We start from the raw sequence: 16,521 nt of genomic DNA on the forward strand, positions 1-16,521 counted from the left end.
GATGTCCGTGTATGTGTACGCGATCACCAAGGACTCGCACCCCCTCGACCTGAGCGACGTCAAGGGCGTGGGCGAGCCGCCCGGTGAGGTGCGCGTGGTGCGCGGCGACTCCCTGTGTGCCGTCGTCAGCGAGGCCCCGGACGACCTCTCGGTCGACCGCCGGGACCTGCAGGCGCACAACGACGTCCAGGAGCGGTTGTGGGCCGACGGCGCCACGCTGCCGCTCAGCTTCGGGTTCGTCGCCGCGGACGAGGAGGCCGTACGCGGCGTCCTGGAGGAGCGGGCGCAGTTGTTCGCGCAGCGGCTGGACGAGCTCGCCGGGCAGGCGGAGTTCAATGTCAAGGGCGTCCTCGACGAGGACACCTCGTTGCGTGCCGTCCTGGAGCAGAGCCCGCAGGCCCGTGAGCTGAACGAGCGGACCCGCGAGGGCGGCGGGACCTACGAGGACCGGCTGGCGCTCGGCCAGGTGGTGGCCCAGGAGGTGCAGGGCCGCGAGAACGCCTTCGCCGAGGACATTCTCGCCGCACTGCGGCCGCTCGCCTCGGCCGAGCAGATCGCACCGGCGTCGAAGCAGTACTTCGTGAGCGCGTCGTTCCTCGTGGCGGACGAGCAGTTCGAGGAGTTCGGCCGGACCTGCCGGGAACTGGCCGAACGCTACGGCGAAGGCGTGGAGTTGCGGCTGCGGGGCCCCCTGCCGCCGTACAGCTTCGTCTGACGTGAGGCCCGAGGAGGTGCCGTGGGACTGGTCACCGGGATTCTGACGCTGCCGTTCGCTCCCGTCCGGGGCGTCGGCTGGGTGCTCGACAAGGTGGTCAAGACCGCCGAGGACGAGTACTACGACCCGACCCCCGTGCAGGAGGCGCTCGTGAATCTCGAGCGGGCGCTCGACGAGGGCAGTATCGACGACGAGGAGTTCGCCCGGCAGGAGGAGGCACTGCTGAATCGCTTGGAGGAGATCAGGGCCTACCGGCTGCGACAGGGCGGACAGTCTCCTGGGCCGTGACGCGTGGGTCGCGGGTCGCTCGAGTGAGGAAAAGAGGCAAGGCCATGAACAACGCCAAGATCGGCACGGCCCTGCTGGGCGGCTATCTGCTGGGGCGGTCCAAGAAGGCGAAGCTCGCCCTCGGTCTCGGCGCGCTGCTCGCGGGCTCGCGGATGAACCCCGGGCAGGTCGGCAAGGCCCTCCAGGAGTCCCCGTTCGTGCACACCCTCACCAACCAGGTGCGCTCCGAACTGACCGGCGCGGGGAAGGCGGCCGCGACCACCCTCCTGAGCGCGAAGGCCGACAACCTGGCCGACGCCGTGCACCGACGCACGTCCGGGCTGCAGGAGAGGGCGCACGCACAGGACGAGGAACCGGACGAGGAACCGGACGAAGAGCAGGACGAGGAGCAGGACGAGGAGAACGGCGAGGAGCCCCGGGCGAAGTCCCCGGAGAAGTCGCGGCAGTCCCGGCAGAAGGCCCGGTCGGAGACGTCCCGAAGCTCGGGGCGCGGCAAGACGCAGGGCGGCGGCAGCGGCAAGTCCGGGAAGCAGGACGCGGAACAGCCCCGCAAGCGGAAGACCTCCACGTCACAGAGCCGCTCGGGCAGCAGCAGCGGCGGCGCGCGGTCGAGGAGGCAGGACGATGGCTGAGGGCAGGGCGACGGGACGCGGCTCGGGCGGTACGGGGACCAAGGCGAAGCCCGACGAGCAGGTGTCGGGCACGAACCGGCTGAAGGACGAGCTGGAGCACTACATCGAGGCCCGCCTCCAGATGCTGCTGGAGGGTATGGGCGACCGGCTCGGCGCGGGCGCGCGCCGACTGGGTGAGGCCCACGTCAGCCCGCGCGGGCTGACGCACGCAGTTGCCCGGGGCGGCAAGAAGCTCGGTGCGCATCTGCCGTCGGGCGTGGGCGCGTTGACCTCGACCGCCTCCCACGCGAAGGAGACGGCCTCGCACGCCAAGGACACGGTGGTGGGCAAGGCCAAGGAGGCCACCGGGCATGGGTCCGGGCAGAGCGACGACGCGGACACCGACTCCGGCCAGGACAAGGGCCCGGGGAACGACCCGCAGAGCATGGGCAAGGGGCTCACCATCATCGAGGACATCGACGTGGGCGTGCCCGTGCGCGAGGCCTACGACCAGTGGACGCAGTTCCAGGAGTTCGACCGGTTCGCCAAGGGCGTGGTGAGCGTCGAGCAGCAGGACGACACCACGACCAGGTGGCACATGAAGGTCGGCAAGTCCAAACGGCAGCTGCGCGGCATGATCACGGAACAGGTGCCCGACGAGCGCATCGCCTGGACGTCCAGCGGGGAGCGCGGCACCACACAGGGCGTCGTCACCTTCCACCCGATCACGGAGAACCTCACCAAAGTGCTGCTCGTCCTGCGGTACTTCCCGCAGGGGCCGGTGGAGAAGGTCGGGAGCTGGGTGCGGTCCCAGGGCCGCCGCGCCCGGCTCGACCTGAAGCTCTACCGCACCTTCGTGATGATGCGCGGGGAGGCCACCGGCAGCTGGCGCGGTGAGATCCGCGAGGGCGAGGTGGTCCGCGAGCCGGAGGAGGTCGAGGCGGCGGAGGACGAAGGCGAGGAGTCCGAGGAAGGCCGGGCCGATCAGAAGGAGGAGCCCGAGGACGAGTACGACGAGGAGGAGGAAGAGGACGAGGAGTTCGACGAGGACGAGCAGCCCGAGGACCGGTACGACGACGAGGAAGAGGACGACGACGAACGCGCCGAGGACGACTGGGAGGAAGGCCAGGAAGAGGACGAGGGCGAGGAAGAGGACGAAGACCGAGAGCCTGACGCCCGCAACGACGACACCGACGAGCAACCCCGCCCCAAGCGCCGCCGCCGTGTCTGACCGTGGCCGAGCGCGCGGCCGGGAGTGACCGTGGGTGCTTCCGGGAAACGAGGTCGAGTACGCCGTGACCGAGCCCGTCCCCAGCCGCTCCACATCCCCGGCGCTGTCTCCGTACGGCGGCCAGGGATCCAGCGCGAACCTCGCCGACATCCTTGAACGCGTGCTCGACAAGGGCATCGTCATCGTCGGCGACATCAAGATCAACCTGCTCGACATCGAGTTGCTCACCATCAAGCTCCGTCTCCTGGTGGCCTCGGTCGACAAGGCCAAGGAGATCGGCATCGACTGGTGGGAGCACGACCCCGCGCTGTCCTCCCGGGCCGACCAGCGGCACAGCTTGAAGGAGCAGAACGAGCGCCTGCGTGAGGAGGTGGAGGAGCTGCGCCGCAAGGTGGAGAAGGCCGAACAGGCCGAAAACGTCGAGAAGGCGGAGTCCGCGGGCGAGTTGCCCGAACGCGGCTCGGGCGATCGCCGCCGGTCGCGTGCCGCGGAACGCGAGCCCACCGCCGAACCCCGACGCACCCGGCGCAGGAAGGACGACTCCGAGGACCGGGAGTCATGACCGGACAGCAGCTGAGCTACACGTACGCCGTGGTCCGCTCGCCCGGCGCGGCGGCCGAGGCGACGGAGGCGCACCTGGCCGGCCTCCGCGGGGTGGCGGGCGCTCCCGTCACCCTGGTCCGCTCGGGCGCGCTGGCGGCCGCGGTCAGCGAGGTTCCCGGGGAGGAGTTCTCGGAGTCGGCCCTGAAGTCGCGCCTGGAGGACCTCGACTGGCTGGAGTCGACGGCCCGCGCCCACCACCTCGTCATCGAGACGCTGGCCGCCCGGGTGACCGTCCTCCCGCTGCGGCTGGCCACGGTGTACCTCGACGAGAGCCGGGTCGAGCAGATGCTGAGTGAGCGTCAGGAGGCCTTCGCCGAACTGCTCGACCGCTTCGACGCCCACGTGGAGTGGGGCGTGAAGGTGTACGCCGAGGTGCCGCCCGCCTCCGAGTCGGCGGCCCCGTCCGCGGCACCGGGCTCGTCCACCGCCGACGCGGCTCCGGGACGCGCGTATCTGCGCACCCGCCGACAGCACCGCCAGGCGCACGAGGACACCCGGCGCGCCGCCGAGGAGGCCGTGCGCCGCACCGAGGAACGGGCGCGTGGTCTCGCTGTTGAGCGCTCCCGGCACCGCCCGCAGCAGGGGACCCTGGCCGACGCCCGCGGCGAGAACCTGGCCAACGACGCCTACCTGGTACCGCGCCACCTGGCCGCGGAGTTCCGCGAGCGGATGCTGCATGCCGCGGACGACCTGCCCGGGGTACGGGTGGAGGTCACCGGCCCGTGGGCGCCGTACTCCTTCGCAACTCCCGCCGAAGGGGCGCGACGACGGTGACCGAGTACTACGACGACGACCGCCCGCTGGCCGGACGCCAGGTCGCGCTGATCGACCTGCTCGACCGCTTGCTGAGCGGCGGAGTGGTGCTCACCGGCGATGTCGTGCTGTCCATCGCGGACATCGACCTGGTACGGATCTCGCTGCGCGCGGTGGTGATCGCCATCCGCGAGCAGATGGAGGAGCAGTGGACGCCCGTCCTGCAGGACCGGACGCCCACGGAGTACGGCGGCCCCGGTGACGAGCCCGGCTGACCGCCCGTCCCCCGACCGGCTGCGCGAGGTCGCGCAGGCCGCTCACCGGGCGTTCTCGCTGCTGCCCGCGAGCCCGGACGACATGGCATCACCGCCCGCGGGACGGTCCGCGGCCCGCCGCCTCCACGCCGACCCCGACACCGTGGAGCGCGACCTGGTCAAGCTGGTCCTGACCATCGTCGAACTCCTGCGCCAGCTGATGGAGCGCCAGGCCCTGCACCGCGTCGACGAGGGCAACCTGACCGAGGACCAGGAGGAACGCCTCGGCCTCACCCTGATGCTCCTCCACGACCGCATGACCGAACTCTGCGACCGCTACGACCTCACCCTGGAGGACCTCAACCTCGACCTGGGACCCCTGGGCACCCTGCTCCCTCCGCCGTGAGCTGCCCCGTCACCGCTTGGCCGGCGTGAGGTCGGGAGCGTCGAGGACCACTCCCAGGTGTCGTCGTCCCCGATGCGGACGGTGAGTTCCTGGGTTCGGCGGGGCGCCGACGGCCCGAAAGCCGTCGGCGCCCCGCCGAACCCCGCGCTACCCCACGTGCGCCACGAACCGCGCCGCCGTCTCCGCCAGCACCTCGCGGCCGTCGCGCGCCCACAGGGCGTCGTTGAACAGCTCGACCTCGATGGCGCCGGTGTAGCCCGCCGCCTCCACGTAACCGAGCCACTCCCGCATGTCGATCGCCCCGTCCCCGATCTGACCACGCCCGTTGAGCACGCCCTGTGGCAACGGGGTCGTCCAGTCGGCGAGTTGGAAGGTGTGGATACGGCCGCCCGCACCTGCCCGGGCGATCTGTGCGGGCGCGTTGTCGTCCCACCAGATCTGGTACGTGTCGACCGTGACGCCGACCTGGTGGGCCGGGAAGCGTTCCGCGAGGTCCAGGGCCTGGGCCAGCGTCGAGACCACGCAGCGGTCCGAGGCGTACATCGGGTGCAGCGGCTCGAGCGCCAGCTTCACGCCGTGGTCCTCGGCGTACGGGCCGAGCGCCGCCAGCGCGTCCGCGATCCGCTCCCGGGCGCCGTGCAGGTCCTTGGAGCCGGCCGGCAGGCCGCCGGACACCAGGACCAGTACGTCCGTGCCGAGCGTCGCCGCCTCGTCGACGGCGCGGCGGTTGTCGTCCAGGGCCGCCGCACGCTCCGCCGGGTCGATCGCCGTGAAGAAGCCGCCGCGGCACAGGGTGGTGACGGTCAGGCCGGCGTCCCGGACCAGCTTGGCCGTCGCCTCCAGGCCGTACGCCTGGACGGGCTCCCGCCACAGGCCGACATTGACGACGCCCAACTCGCGGCAGGTGCCGACCAGTTCCGGCATCGACAGCTGCTTGACCGTCATCTGGTTGATGGAGAAACGCGCGAGCTCGGTCACCGGTCCACCCCGTACAGGGACAGCAGGTTCTTCATCCGTTCCTCCGCGAGCTTCGGGTCGGGGAACAGGCCCAGTCCGTCGGCGAGTTCGTAGGCGTGGGCGAAGTGCGGCAGGGAGCGGGCCGACTGGAGGCCGCCGACCATGGTGAAGTGGGACTGGTGGCCGGCCAGCCAGGCCAGGAAGACCACGCCCGTCTTGTAGAAGCGGGTCGGCGTCCGGAAGAGGTGGCGGGACAACTCGACCGTGGGGTCCAGGAGTTCGCGGAAGCCCTCGGTGTTGCCCGTGTCCAGGACCCGGACCGCCTGGGCCGCCAGCGGCCCCAGCGGGTCGAAGATGCCGAGCAGGGCGTGGCTGAAGCCCTGCTCGTCGCCCGCGATCAGCTCGGGGTAGTTGAAGTCGTCCCCGGTGTAGCAGCGGACGCCCTGCGGGAGACGGCGCCGCAGATCGATCTCGCGCTGGGCGTCCAGCAGGGAGACCTTGATGCCGTCGACCTTGTCGGGGTGGGCCGAGATCACCTCCAGGAAGGTGCCGGTGGCCGCGTCCAGGTCGGACGAGCCCCAGTAGCCCTCCAGGGCCGGGTCGAACATCGGGCCCAGCCAGTGCAGGATCACCGGCTCGGCGCACTGCCGGAGCAGGTGGCCGTAGACCTCCAGATAGTCCTCGGGACCCTTCGCCGCGGCGGCCAGCGCGCGCGAGGCCATCAGGATCGCCTGCGCGCCCGACTCCTCCACGACCGCGAGCTGCTCCTCGTACGCCGCCCGGACCTCCTCGAGAGTCCCCGCGGCGATCTGGTCGGTGCCCACACCGCAGGCGATACGGCCGCCCACGGCACGGGCCTCCGCGGCCGACCGGCGGATCAGCTCGGCCGCGCCCGCCCAGTCCAGGCCCATCCCGCGCTGGGCGGTGTCCATGGCCTCGGCGACGCCGAGCCCGTGGGACCACAGGTGGCGGCGGAAGGCGAGGGTGGCGTCCCAGTCGACGGCGGCGGGCGAGTCGGGCGACACGTCGGCGTACGGGTCGGCGACGACGTGCGCCGCGGAGAAGACCGTACGGGAGGTGAAGGGGGTGCCGGGGGTCACCACCAGGGGTTCCGGGCGGGGCTCGTACGCCCGCAACCCGCCCTTGAAGTCGGGCAGTCGGATCGTCACGGCTGGATCTCCGGTACGTCGATACGGCGGCCCTCGGCCGAGGACCTCAGGCCCAGCTCGGCGAGCTGCACGCCGCGGGCGCCGGCGAGGAGGTCCCAGTGGTAGGGGGCGTCGGCGTAGACGTGCTTGAGGAACAGCTCCCACTGGGCCTTGAAGCCGTTGTCGAACTCGGTGTTGTCCGGGACCTCCTGCCACTGGTCGCGGAAGGAGTAGGTGGCCGGGATGTCCGGGTTCCAGACCGGCTTCGGGGTGAGGGAGCGGTGCTGGACGCGGCAGTTGCGCAGGCCCGCGACCGCGGAGCCCTCCGTGCCGTCGACCTGGAACTCGACCAGTTCGTCGCGGTTGACGCGTACGGCCCAGGAGGAGTTGATCTGGGCGATGGCGCCGCCGTCGAGCTCGAAGATGCCGTAGGCGGCGTCGTCGGCCGTGGCGTCGTACGGCTTGTCGTTCTCGTCCCAGCGCTGCGGGATGTGGGTGGTGGCGATGGCCTGCACGGACTTCACGCGCCCGAAGAGCTCGTGCAGCACGTACTCCCAGTGCGGGAACATGTCGACGACGATGCCGCCGCCGTCCTCCGCGCGGTAGTTCCAGGACGGGCGCTGCGCGGCCTGCCAGTCGCCCTCGAAGACCCAGTAGCCGAACTCGCCGCGGATGGAGAGGATCCGCCCGAAGAAGCCCCCGTCGATGAGGCGCTTGAGCTTCAGCAGGCCCGGGAGGAAGAGCTTGTCCTGGACGACGCCGTGCTTGATGCCGGCCTCGCCCGCGAGACGGGCCAGTTCCAGGGCACCTTCCAGACCGGTGGCGGTGGGCTTCTCGGTGTAGATGTGCTTGCCGGCGGCGATCGCCTTCCTGATCGCCTCCTCGCGGGCCGAGGTGACCTGGGCGTCGAAGTAGATCTCGACCGCCGGGTCGGCGAGCACCGCGTCGACGTCCGTCGAGACGTTGTCCGCGTCCAGGCCGTGCCGCTCGGCGAGCGCCTTCAGGGCGTACTCACGGCGGCCGACCAGGACCGGCTCCGGCCACAGCACGGTGCCGTCGCCGAGGTCGAGCCCGCCCTGCTCACGGATGGCCAGGATGGAGCGGACCAGGTGCTGGCGGTAGCCCATGCGCCCTGTCACGCCGTTCATAGCGATACGCACCGTCTTGCGTGTCACGTCGTTCCCTTCGTACGCGGGGTCTGCGCCGCGTACGCCCTCGCCTTTCACTGGTGAGCGTCGCAGCAAGCGCTTTCTACATAAGGAGAAGCTAGCCTCTGAGCAGCGCTCCGGACAAGACCGTGACCGGGTTGAGTTGTTCGAGGGGACGAACAACTCGGGTTTCTGGCCGTAAGGTCTGCTCGACATACACGGAACCGTGACCGCGGATGACCTGTCTACGAGGAGGCAGGCCTGTCTGTGAGCACGTACGAGGTGGTACGACGAGATGCGCGACCGGAGGACGACGAGATGACGGTGACCCTGGCGGACGTGGCGGCCCGCGCCCAGGTCTCCCCCGCGACGGTGTCGCGCGTGCTGAACGGCAACTACCCCGTGGCCGCGTCCACCCGGGAGCGGGTGCTGCGGGCGGTGGACGAGCTGGACTACGTGCTGAACGGTCCCGCGAGCGCGCTGGCCGCCGCCACCTCCGACCTGGTCGGCATCCTGGTCAACGACATCGCCGACCCCTTCTTCGGGATCATGGCGAGCGCGATCCAGTCCGAGATCGGGGGGCCGGGCGGCCGGGCCGGCGGTGAGCGGCTGGCGGTCGTCTGCAACACGGGGGGTTCACCGGAGCGCGAACTCACGTACCTGACACTGCTGCAGCGGCAGCGGGCCGCGGCTGTCGTCCTGACCGGCGGTGCCGTCGAGGACGCGCCGCACGCGGCCGCGGTCGCGGCGAAACTGCGGAAGCTGACGGACGCCGGGACGCGGGTCGTGCTCTGCGGCCGGCCGCCGGCGCCGGACACCGGCGCGATCGCGCTGACCTTCGACAACCGCGGCGGCGGGCGTGAACTGACCGAGCACCTGATCGGGCTGGGGCACCGGCGGCTCGGGTACATCGCGGGGCCGGAGGAGCGGACGACGACCCGGCACCGGCTGGAGGGTCACCGGGCGGCACTGGAGGCGCACGGCATACAGGAGGACCCCCGGTGGACGGTGCACGGCCGCTATGACCGGCAGTCGGGATACGAGGCGACGCTGGAACTGCTGCGCCGGGACCCCTCACTGACCGCCGTGGTCGCGGCGAACGACTCCGTCGCCCTGGGCGCCTGCGCGGCACTGCGCGACTCCGGGCTGCGGATCCCGGAGGACGTCTCGGTGGCCGGGTTCGACGACCTGCCGTTCAGCCTCGACACGGTGCCTTCCCTCACGACCGTGCGGCTGCCGCTGTCGGAGGCGGGGGCGCGGGCCGGGCGGATCGCGATGGGGCGGGAGGAGCCGCCGCTCGGGGAGATCGCCACGATCCGGGGGGAGTTGATGGTTCGGGGGTCCTCCGGGGGGCCTCGGGGGGCCTGAGACGGCCGTGCGAGCGCCTGGGCGGCACCGGGAATCGGGTGCCGGGGGAACCGCTCAGCGTGCGGGCACCGCAGCCGGCGCCGTGACGCCGTCGGCCGCCTGGTCGTGGTCGTCGTAGTCAACGGTGCCGCTGACGACATGGCCGGCCAGGCCGAGCAGCAGGAAGAGCACGACGAGGACCGTGGCCGCGGTGTCCAGGAGCAGCGGCCGGGTGCCGGAGCGGACCTCGTCCTGCGGGGTCGGTTCGTCGCCGAACAACCGCTTGGGATAGGCGGGGGTCAGCATCGTGACGTACGCGGTGAAACGCATCTGGTAGCGGGCGACGGCGGCCGTGGCGGCGAAGACCGGCGCGGGCAGTCGTCCCAGCACGATGCCGATGAGCCAGAACACCCAGCCCACCGTGAACCAGCCTGCCTGCACGAGGTTGTTGATGATGGCCGCCGGGATCATCAGGATCAGCCGGAAGAACACCGCGAGCCGATTCAGCGGCGTGGCGCGCAGTTCGATCTGCACGGGGTATCCGGGAGCCGAGAACGAGAACGGCGGGTAACGGTCGACCAGCAGCATCGCGCTCGCGCCGACCCGGGTCCGGTAGGCGAGGACCGAGCCGAGGAAGCGGAAGATCCCGTCGGGCAGCCGTCCCGTGAACAGGGCGGCGAACCATCCGACGATGGTCACGAAGAACGCCGCGATGGAGAGCAGCCAGACCACCACGAACTGCGGCAGGAGCAGCAGCCAGCGCAGCAGGACGGTCCAGCGCCGCTGCCGTGCGACAGCGGGGATGTCGAGGACGGGCAGCCATTCACCGCGCTCGTCACCGTGAGCGGCCTGCGGATCCCAGCCCGTCGCCATGAAGACTCCCAGTCGTGCCGATGATGCCGCCTGACACGACCATGCTGCGGCGGCTCAGCAGCTCCCGCGCCCTGCACGGGCCCAAACGGAGGTAACCCGCCCACGACCCCTGCCGAATGCCCGGTTCCGCGTCTTGACTCGACCCACCGATGATTTCCGGGCCCCACTCCGGTCTTCCCTGCCGTAATCACCGGCTCACCCGAGCGGACAACAGGAGCGAATCCCATGCGCATCGCCATCACCGAGTTCATCAGCCTCGACGGCGTCGTCCAGGCCCCCGGCGGTCCCCAGGAGGACACCGACGGCGGGTTCGCGCACGGTGGCTGGTCGCATCCGTACTTCGACGCCGAGGTCCTCGGCGGGGCCTTCGACGCGGGGATGCAGAAGGCCGAGGCCCTGCTCTTCGGGCGCCGCACCTGGCAGACCATGGCCGCGGCGTGGCCGGAGCGGGCCGGGGACCCCTTCGCCGACCGGATGAACTCGATCAAGAAGTACGTCGTCTCCGGCACCCTCACCGATGCCGACCTGACCTGGAACAACACCACCCTCATCCCCGGCGCCGAGGTCGTCGCCCGGGTGCGGGAGCTGCGCGAGGCGGAGGGCGGCGACCTGGCGATGATGGGCAGCCCGACCCTCGTACGGACCCTCATCCAGGAGGGGCTGGTCGACGAGCTGCAGCTCATCGTGATGCCGGTGCTGCTCGGTGGCGGGAAGTCGATCTTTCCGCGGGACGGGGGGAAGCGGCCGCTGGAACTCGTCTCCACCACCGCCGCCAAGACCGGCGCGCAGGTGTGCGTCTTCCGGCCCGCCACCGAGGGTTAAGGCCCGTCCGGAGGATCAGGCCGGCTGCAAGGAACGGCACCTCGTCAACGCAGGTGAGCGGAGCCCGGTGCGTGCCGCTGCAAGGCGCGGCGACCGACGACAACGCGGCAGAGGGGCGTGCCGGGCCCCGCGACGCCCGCATGATCCGACGGACAGGCCCTGGCGACGAGGGCGCGGACGTCCTAGGCTCGACTCAGCGAAAACCTCTGACTGAGTCAAACATCCGGAACCAGGGGCCCGGCGGCCCCGCTGGGAGCCTTCGGGATCGACCATGACCGTGCATGACATCCGCGCCTTCAACCGCTTCTACACCAACGTCATCGGTGCCCTCGACTACAGCCGGCACCTGTACGCCCCGTACACCCTCACCGAATCCCGCGTCCTGTACGAGCTCGCGCACTCCCCGCGTACGGACGCGGCCGACCTGCGAGCCGAACTCTCCCTGGACGCGGGGTATCTGAGCCGGATCCTGAACAAGTTCGAGCAGGACGGGCTCATCGAGCGCACCCCCTCCCGGGAGGACCCGCGGCGCCGGCGCGTCACACTCACCGCGCGCGGCCGGGAGACCGGCAAGCTGCTGGAGGAACGGGCCACCGAATCGGTCGGCTCGCTGCTGGCGACCGTGTCGGCCGCCGAACGGCCGCGCCTCGCCGAGGCGATGACGACGGTCCGTACGATTCTGTCCGACGGCCGCCCTCCTCGCCGTGAGGACGTCCTGCTGCGCGAGCCCGGCCCGGGCGACCTCGGCTGGATCGTCCAGCGCAACGCCGCGCTGTATGCCGCCGAGTACGGCTGGAACGCCGACTACGAGGGGCTGGTCGCGAGGATCGTCGCGGACTTCGCGGAGGATCACGATCCGCATCTGGAGCGGGTGTGGATCGCCGAGCTGGACGGCCGGCCGGTCGGCTGCGTGATGTGCGTACGCGACGAGGCGCCCGCCACGGCCCGGCTGCGGCTGCTGCTGGTCGAGCCCGCCGCGCGCGGCCTCGGCATCGGCGACCGGCTCATCTCGGCCGTCGTCGACTTCGCGCGCGGCGTCGGCTATCGCGACCTCGTCCTGTGGACCAACGACGTCCTGGCCGCCGCGCGCCGCCTCTACCAGCGCCACGGCTTCGTCCTGTCCGCCGAGAAACCCCACCGCTCCTTCGGCAAGGACCTGACCGGGCAGGACTGGCGCCTGGATCTCCACGGCACGCAGGAGTGAGGTCCCGTACGGCGGGCAGGAGGTGACAGATCCGGAGCGTCCCCCGGCCCGCCTGCCGGATGGGCGCACCCTCTTTTCCCTGGCAAGGTGGGATGCATGAAACTGGCGTTCTCCACCCTCGGCGTCCCCGGTCTCCCCGTCCCCGACGTGCTGCGGCTCGCGGCCGCGCACGGTTATCACGGCGTCGAGTTGCGTACGCACGCCGAGGAGCCGGTGCATACGGGGCTCGGCCCCGCCGAACGGGCCGACGTGGCCGCCGAGTTCAAGGCCGCCGGCGTCGAGCTCCTGGGCCTGGCCGGGTACGTCCGGGTCGCCGCGCCCGGTGACGACGGGCCCGTGATCGAGGAGATCCGCACCCTCGTCGATCTCGCCCACGACCTCGGCGCTCCGTACGTCCGCGTCTTCCCCGGCGCCGACCCCGAGCAGAGCCCGCAGTCGGCGGACGCGATCGCCGCGCGACGGCTGGGTACGGCCGCGCAGCACGCCGCCGACATGGGCGTACGGATCCTGCTGGAGACCCACGACTCGCACCGCACCGCCGCCGACTCGATCCGCGTCCTCGGCCTGGTCGGCCACCGCCACGTCGGCTCGCTGTGGGACGTCATGCACACCTGGCTGGGCGGCGAGCAGCCCTCGGAGAGCTACGCGGCCCTCTCCCCGTACCTCGGCTACGTCCAGGTCAAGGACATCGCCTCCGCCGAGGACACCACCCCGCTGCCGCTGGGCACCGGGGTGCTGCCGCTTGCCGAGTGCGTGGAGGTCCTCTCCCGGCACGGCTGGGACGGCTGGCTGTGCTGGGAGTACGAGAAGCGGTGGTACGAGGAGGCCGCGCCGCTTCCCGAACTGCTCGGCACGGGACGGGACCATCTGGCGCGGCTGCTCAACGAGTCGGCGTAGCAGCCGGCGCCCGCGCTACTCCGGACGGGCCATGATCGGCGCCGTGGGGTCGAGGCACCAGCCCAGCACGGCGGGCCACGGCCCGTACCCGGCGTCCAGGTCGAGGTGGGCGGCGCCCGGGAGGATGTCGGTCGGGACGGCGAGGGGGCTGCCGTAGAGAGTGTCGGCGCCTTCCTCGCAGTACGGGTCGTCGTCGCCGGCGACCAGGCGGGTCGGGCCGGGGAGGGTGAACTCCAGGGACGGCAGGGCGAATCGGGCGACCTCCGGGTGCCGGGCGAGCACGGCGCCGGACGGCGGGGCGACGAGCAGCGCCCGGTCCACGTCGAGCCCCGGCATCCCGCGCGCGGCAGCGTGCAGCCACAGCACCGCGGACAGACTGTGCGCGACCACGACCCGCTCCGCCCCGCCGTCGAGCCCATCGAGATGCCGCCCCAGCTCCCCCAACCAGACCTCCAAGTCGGGGTCGTCCGGCTCGGGAAGCTGCGGATAGACGACCCGGTGCCCGAACTCACCGAGCCGGTCGGCGAGCCAGTGCTGCCAGTGGTCCTTGGGGCGGTGGTTCTGCCAGCCGTGGAGGATGAGGTAGGCGGTCATGAGGCCGATGGTTTCCGATCACCGCCCTGACGGTCCAGTACCGGCGTCCGCCGGGGGGAGGGACGGCGACGCCCAGCTCTCCGACAGGAAGAACGCCGGCGCTACGGCAAGAACCCGGCGACTCTCGCCTCCAACCGCCCCCGGCACTCCGGCCACTCCCCCGCCGTGACGGAGAAGATCGCGGAGTCCCGCAACCGCCCCTCCTCCCCCGGCGCCCAGGAGCGCGACCAGTTCCGCAGCACGCCCTCGAAGCGGGCGCCCACGCTCTCGATCGCCGCACGCGAGCGCTCGTTGCGGGCGTCCGTCTTCAGGTCCACGCGGGACACGCCCCACTCCTCGAAGGCATGCCGGAAGAGCAGCAGCTTGGCCTCGGCGTTGATGCCGGTGCCCTGGGCCGAGCGGGCGAGCCAGGTGAACCCGACCTCGACGGCGTCGAGACGATCGTCGGAGCGCCAGCAGCGGGGCTCCCAGTACGAGGTGGCGCCGACGGCCCGCCCCGAGGCGACGGACACCTGCGCGTACGGCGCCAGCCGCCCCGTCGCGGCACGGGCGAGCTGCGCGTCGATGTAGTCCCCGACCTCATGGGCCCTTGGCACCCATGTGAACGAGTAGCTTCCGCGGCCCTCCTCGACCGCGACCGCCAGATCGGCCGCGTGCCGGTGCTCCAGCGGCTCCAGCCGCACCAGAGCGCCCTCGAGGACCGGCCCCTCCAGCTGGAAACTCACCCGGCGACCCCCGTCACAACCTCGCGCTCAACGCCCCGAACTCCTCATGGAAGCCCGGGAAAGTCTTCCGTACGCACCCGGGGTCGTCGAACGAAATACCCGGCACCCGAAGCCCGGTCACCGCGAAGGACATGACGATGCGGTGGTCGCCGTAGGACTTGATCTCCGTCCCCGCGAGATCCGAGGCGGCGGCGCCGGGCAGGATCTCGATCCAGTCCGGGCCCGTCGTCACCTCCGCCCCCAGCCTCCGCAGGCTCTCCGCGCAGGCCTCCAGCCGGTCGCACTCCTTCACCCGGGTGTTCGCCACGTCCTCGATCCGCACCGGGCCGGAGGCGAACGGGGCGATGGCCGCGAGGGTGGGCATGGTGTCGGAGATGTCCCGCATGTTGACGGTGACGCCCCGCAGTGCGCCGGTCCCGCGGACCGTCGTCGACTGCGCGCCCACCTCCACCTGCGCGCCCATGCGCCGCAGTACGTCGACGAAGCCGAGGTCGCCCTGGAGCGCCCCCTCGCCCAGACCCGGGACCGTCACCTCGCCGCCCGTGACGGCCGCCGCCGCGAAGAAGTAGCTCGCGGTCGAGGCGTCCGGCTCCACCGCGTACGTCGTGGCGCGGTAGCCGCCGGGCGGGACCAGGAAGGCGTTGCCCTCCCGGCCCACCTCCACACCGAAGGCCCGCATCATCGCGATCGTGATCTCGACGTACGGCACCGAGACCAGGTCGGTGACCGTGATGCGCAGGCCCTTGCGGGTCAGCGGCCCGAGCAGCAGCAGCGCCGTCAGGTACTGCGAGGACTGGCCCGCGTCCAGCGTCACCTCCCCGCCCTCGACGCCGGCCGCCGTCACGGTCAGCGGGTGGTGGCCCTCCCTGTTCTCGTGCCGCAGGTCCACGCCCAGGTCACGCAGGGCCCGGGTCAACGGCAGCAGGGGCCGGCGGCGCATCTGGGGCGAGGCGTCGAAGCGGTACGTGCCGGTTCCGGTGGCGGCCAGCGTCGGCAGGAAGCGGGCCGTCGTCGCGCCGTCCCGGCACTGGACGTCGGCCTCGGTGACCGCGGGGCCTTGCGGCCGGCCGTCGACCTGCCAGGTGTCCGGAGTCCGCCCGACCCGATAGCCCAGCCGCCCCAACCCCTCGGCGAAGCCCTCCGTGTCGTCCGAACGGAGCGGGCGCACGAGGGTGGTGACACCGTCGGCGGCGGCCGCGAGGAAGAGGGCGCGGGCGGTTACGGACTTGGAACCGGGGATGTCGACTACGGGCATCCCCACATGATCGCCTGCCCGGCGGCTTCGACGCGGGGACGTCCATGGGGTGGACCTGCGTGGACCTGCCGGCGGGGCTTGCCTGTGGGCCGTGGGCCGTGGGTCCTGGGACGTGGCTCGTGGGCCCTTGTCCGTGGGCCGTGCGCCGTGCGCCGCGGCCCGCGGCCGCCACGGTCCCTCACTCGTCCGCCGCCACCGACACGCTCCCTCGCTCCGCCCGCCCTCGCCTCTACCCGTCCTGCCGTGGCCCGTTCGGCCGCCCGCCCGTCGGCCACAGCCCCTCACCCGGCCACCATCCACCACCCGCCCAAGCCCCCGCCCCTCACCCGCCGGCCACCGTCCGCCCCCGCCCAGGCGGCCTCTCACCTGCCGCCTGCCGCACCCGCGCCCCCCTTGCCCTCAGTCCCTCCCCCTCCCCACCCGCCCCACCACCCCCCACCTCACCAACTTCCCGTTTTCCGGCCATACCGGGAACCCAGCCCCACCCCCGCTCGTCCAACACGCAAGCTGCCGGAGAGTCACCGTGGTGCGGTGTCGGCCCTCGCTGCTGGCTGCGATCGCTGACCAACCCTCTCCGCCGTGCCGCGGCCGGCAGCACGCCGTCATCGGCGCGCCCCCCTCCAACTGCGCCGATGGCGGCCCCTTCTTGATTACCGGTTACCGTGCACTCCCTTGACTGGCAGAAACTTC

At 71.8% G+C, this 16,521-nt stretch carries 19 protein-coding genes; 12 read left to right on the forward strand and 7 right to left on the reverse strand.

The window, feature by feature from the left end; genetic code table 11:
* The first annotated feature begins 1 nt into the window (after window position 1).
* The 8 genes from ACZ7M7_RS06045 to ACZ7M7_RS06080 all read left to right on the forward strand — a co-directional run bounded on the left by ACZ7M7_RS06045 (window position 2) and on the right by ACZ7M7_RS06080 (window position 4,861).
* A complete protein-coding gene (locus tag ACZ7M7_RS06045; RefSeq protein WP_472113198.1) occupies window positions 2–715 on the forward strand; it encodes a GvpL/GvpF family gas vesicle protein in 714 nt (237 codons plus the stop codon).
* A 21-nt stretch (window positions 716–736) separates the two neighbouring features.
* Entirely contained in the window at window positions 737–1,003 is a 267-nt protein-coding gene (locus tag ACZ7M7_RS06050) for a gas vesicle protein GvpG (protein ID WP_383609231.1), read from the forward strand.
* A gap of 44 nt (window positions 1,004–1,047) precedes the next feature.
* Window positions 1,048–1,635: an ABC transporter substrate-binding protein gene (locus tag ACZ7M7_RS06055; protein ID WP_472113201.1), complete on the forward strand. Its 588-nt coding sequence runs from the start codon at window positions 1,048–1,050 to the stop codon at window positions 1,633–1,635.
* Window positions 1,628–2,845 carry an SRPBCC family protein gene (locus tag ACZ7M7_RS06060; RefSeq protein ID WP_472113203.1) on the forward strand — a complete coding sequence of 406 codons (1,218 nt, stop codon included), beginning with the start codon at window positions 1,628–1,630 and terminating at the stop codon, window positions 2,843–2,845. The genes ACZ7M7_RS06055 and ACZ7M7_RS06060 overlap by 8 nt, the downstream gene beginning before the upstream one ends.
* 64 nt (window positions 2,846–2,909) lie before the next feature.
* The gene (locus ACZ7M7_RS06065) at window positions 2,910–3,407 is read left to right on the forward strand and encodes a gas vesicle protein (protein ID WP_472113206.1); all 498 of its coding nucleotides are present in this window, start codon (window positions 2,910–2,912) and stop codon (window positions 3,405–3,407) included.
* Window positions 3,404–4,222: a GvpL/GvpF family gas vesicle protein gene (locus tag ACZ7M7_RS06070; RefSeq protein WP_472113209.1), complete on the forward strand. Its 819-nt coding sequence runs from the start codon at window positions 3,404–3,406 to the stop codon at window positions 4,220–4,222. The genes ACZ7M7_RS06065 and ACZ7M7_RS06070 overlap by 4 nt, the downstream gene beginning before the upstream one ends.
* Window positions 4,219–4,476, forward strand: a complete 258-nt coding sequence (locus ACZ7M7_RS06075; RefSeq protein WP_383609216.1) for a gas vesicle protein — start codon at window positions 4,219–4,221, stop codon at window positions 4,474–4,476. The genes ACZ7M7_RS06070 and ACZ7M7_RS06075 overlap by 4 nt, the downstream gene beginning before the upstream one ends.
* Entirely contained in the window at window positions 4,460–4,861 is a 402-nt protein-coding gene (locus ACZ7M7_RS06080; protein ID WP_383609213.1) for a gas vesicle protein K, read from the forward strand. The genes ACZ7M7_RS06075 and ACZ7M7_RS06080 overlap by 17 nt, the downstream gene beginning before the upstream one ends.
* Before the next feature lie 147 nt (window positions 4,862–5,008).
* Here ACZ7M7_RS06080 and ACZ7M7_RS06085 read toward each other — a convergent pair whose 3' ends face one another.
* Genes ACZ7M7_RS06085 through ACZ7M7_RS06095 form a run of 3 tightly spaced genes read right to left on the reverse strand, consistent with a single transcriptional unit; the run spans window position 5,009 to window position 8,141 of the window.
* The gene (locus ACZ7M7_RS06085; RefSeq protein ID WP_472113212.1) at window positions 5,009–5,839 is read right to left on the reverse strand and encodes a sugar phosphate isomerase/epimerase family protein; all 831 of its coding nucleotides are present in this window, start codon (window positions 5,837–5,839) and stop codon (window positions 5,009–5,011) included.
* Window positions 5,836–6,987: a dihydrodipicolinate synthase family protein gene (locus tag ACZ7M7_RS06090; protein WP_472113215.1), complete on the reverse strand. Its 1,152-nt coding sequence runs from the start codon at window positions 6,985–6,987 to the stop codon at window positions 5,836–5,838. Before ACZ7M7_RS06090 ends, ACZ7M7_RS06085 begins: the two co-directional genes overlap by 4 nt.
* A complete protein-coding gene (locus ACZ7M7_RS06095) occupies window positions 6,984–8,141 on the reverse strand; it encodes a Gfo/Idh/MocA family protein (protein ID WP_383609205.1) in 1,158 nt (385 codons plus the stop codon). Before ACZ7M7_RS06095 ends, ACZ7M7_RS06090 begins: the two co-directional genes overlap by 4 nt.
* A 291-nt stretch (window positions 8,142–8,432) precedes the next feature.
* Here ACZ7M7_RS06095 and ACZ7M7_RS06100 point away from each other — a divergent pair, with 291 nt between their 5' ends.
* Entirely contained in the window at window positions 8,433–9,482 is a 1,050-nt protein-coding gene (locus tag ACZ7M7_RS06100; RefSeq protein WP_383609339.1) for a LacI family DNA-binding transcriptional regulator, read from the forward strand.
* A 54-nt stretch (window positions 9,483–9,536) separates the two neighbouring features.
* Here ACZ7M7_RS06100 and ACZ7M7_RS06105 read toward each other — a convergent pair whose 3' ends face one another.
* On the reverse strand, window positions 9,537–10,334 hold the full coding sequence (locus tag ACZ7M7_RS06105; RefSeq protein WP_383609202.1) for a DUF4389 domain-containing protein: 798 nt from the start codon (window positions 10,332–10,334) through the stop codon (window positions 9,537–9,539).
* 225 nt (window positions 10,335–10,559) lie between these two features.
* Between ACZ7M7_RS06105 and ACZ7M7_RS06110 the strand changes: the two genes are divergently transcribed.
* The 3 genes from ACZ7M7_RS06110 (at window position 10,560) to ACZ7M7_RS06120 (ending at window position 13,257) form a co-directional block, all read left to right on the forward strand.
* Window positions 10,560–11,156 carry a dihydrofolate reductase family protein gene (locus ACZ7M7_RS06110; RefSeq protein ID WP_383631153.1) on the forward strand — a complete coding sequence of 199 codons (597 nt, stop codon included), beginning with the start codon at window positions 10,560–10,562 and terminating at the stop codon, window positions 11,154–11,156.
* Between the two features lie 271 nt (window positions 11,157–11,427).
* Window positions 11,428–12,360 carry a bifunctional helix-turn-helix transcriptional regulator/GNAT family N-acetyltransferase gene (locus ACZ7M7_RS06115; RefSeq protein WP_472113219.1) on the forward strand — a complete coding sequence of 311 codons (933 nt, stop codon included), beginning with the start codon at window positions 11,428–11,430 and terminating at the stop codon, window positions 12,358–12,360.
* Window positions 12,361–12,456: 96 nt separating this feature from the next.
* A complete protein-coding gene (locus ACZ7M7_RS06120; protein ID WP_472113222.1) occupies window positions 12,457–13,257 on the forward strand; it encodes a sugar phosphate isomerase/epimerase family protein in 801 nt (266 codons plus the stop codon).
* Window positions 13,258–13,272: 15 nt separating this feature from the next.
* Here ACZ7M7_RS06120 and ACZ7M7_RS06125 read toward each other — a convergent pair whose 3' ends face one another.
* The 3 genes from ACZ7M7_RS06125 to aroA all read right to left on the reverse strand — a co-directional run bounded on the left by ACZ7M7_RS06125 (window position 13,273) and on the right by aroA (window position 15,831).
* Entirely contained in the window at window positions 13,273–13,851 is a 579-nt protein-coding gene (locus ACZ7M7_RS06125; RefSeq protein ID WP_451171163.1) for an RBBP9/YdeN family alpha/beta hydrolase, read from the reverse strand.
* Window positions 13,852–13,952: 101 nt separating this feature from the next.
* Window positions 13,953–14,576 carry a GNAT family N-acetyltransferase gene (locus ACZ7M7_RS06130; protein ID WP_472113226.1) on the reverse strand — a complete coding sequence of 208 codons (624 nt, stop codon included), beginning with the start codon at window positions 14,574–14,576 and terminating at the stop codon, window positions 13,953–13,955.
* A gap of 13 nt (window positions 14,577–14,589) precedes the next feature.
* Window positions 14,590–15,831: a 3-phosphoshikimate 1-carboxyvinyltransferase gene (aroA, locus tag ACZ7M7_RS06135; RefSeq protein ID WP_472113229.1), complete on the reverse strand. Its 1,242-nt coding sequence runs from the start codon at window positions 15,829–15,831 to the stop codon at window positions 14,590–14,592.
* Between the last annotated feature and the right edge of the window lie 690 nt (window positions 15,832–16,521).

Source organism: Streptomyces sp. NPDC111606, assembly GCF_055656945.1.

Bases quoted from the DNA above. Each gene is read 5' to 3' on its own strand.
- ACZ7M7_RS06045 (WP_472113198.1), top strand. From the start codon at position 2: ATGTCCGTGTATGTGTACGCGATCACCAAGGACTCGCACCCCCTCGAC.
- ACZ7M7_RS06055 (WP_472113201.1), top strand. From the start codon at position 1,048: ATGAACAACGCCAAGATCGGCACGGCCCTGCTGGGCGGCTATCTGCTG.
- ACZ7M7_RS06060 (WP_472113203.1), top strand. From the start codon at position 1,628: ATGGCTGAGGGCAGGGCGACGGGACGCGGCTCGGGCGGTACGGGGACC.
- ACZ7M7_RS06070 (WP_472113209.1), top strand. From the start codon at position 3,404: ATGACCGGACAGCAGCTGAGCTACACGTACGCCGTGGTCCGCTCGCCC.
- ACZ7M7_RS06100 (WP_383609339.1), top strand. From the start codon at position 8,433: ATGACGGTGACCCTGGCGGACGTGGCGGCCCGCGCCCAGGTCTCCCCC.
- ACZ7M7_RS06105 (WP_383609202.1), bottom strand. From the start codon at position 10,334: ATGGCGACGGGCTGGGATCCGCAGGCCGCTCACGGTGACGAGCGCGGT.
- ACZ7M7_RS06110 (WP_383631153.1), top strand. From the start codon at position 10,560: ATGCGCATCGCCATCACCGAGTTCATCAGCCTCGACGGCGTCGTCCAG.
- ACZ7M7_RS06115 (WP_472113219.1), top strand. From the start codon at position 11,428: ATGACCGTGCATGACATCCGCGCCTTCAACCGCTTCTACACCAACGTC.
- ACZ7M7_RS06120 (WP_472113222.1), top strand. From the start codon at position 12,457: ATGAAACTGGCGTTCTCCACCCTCGGCGTCCCCGGTCTCCCCGTCCCC.
- ACZ7M7_RS06125 (WP_451171163.1), bottom strand. From the start codon at position 13,851: ATGACCGCCTACCTCATCCTCCACGGCTGGCAGAACCACCGCCCCAAG.
- aroA (WP_472113229.1), bottom strand. From the start codon at position 15,831: ATGCCCGTAGTCGACATCCCCGGTTCCAAGTCCGTAACCGCCCGCGCC.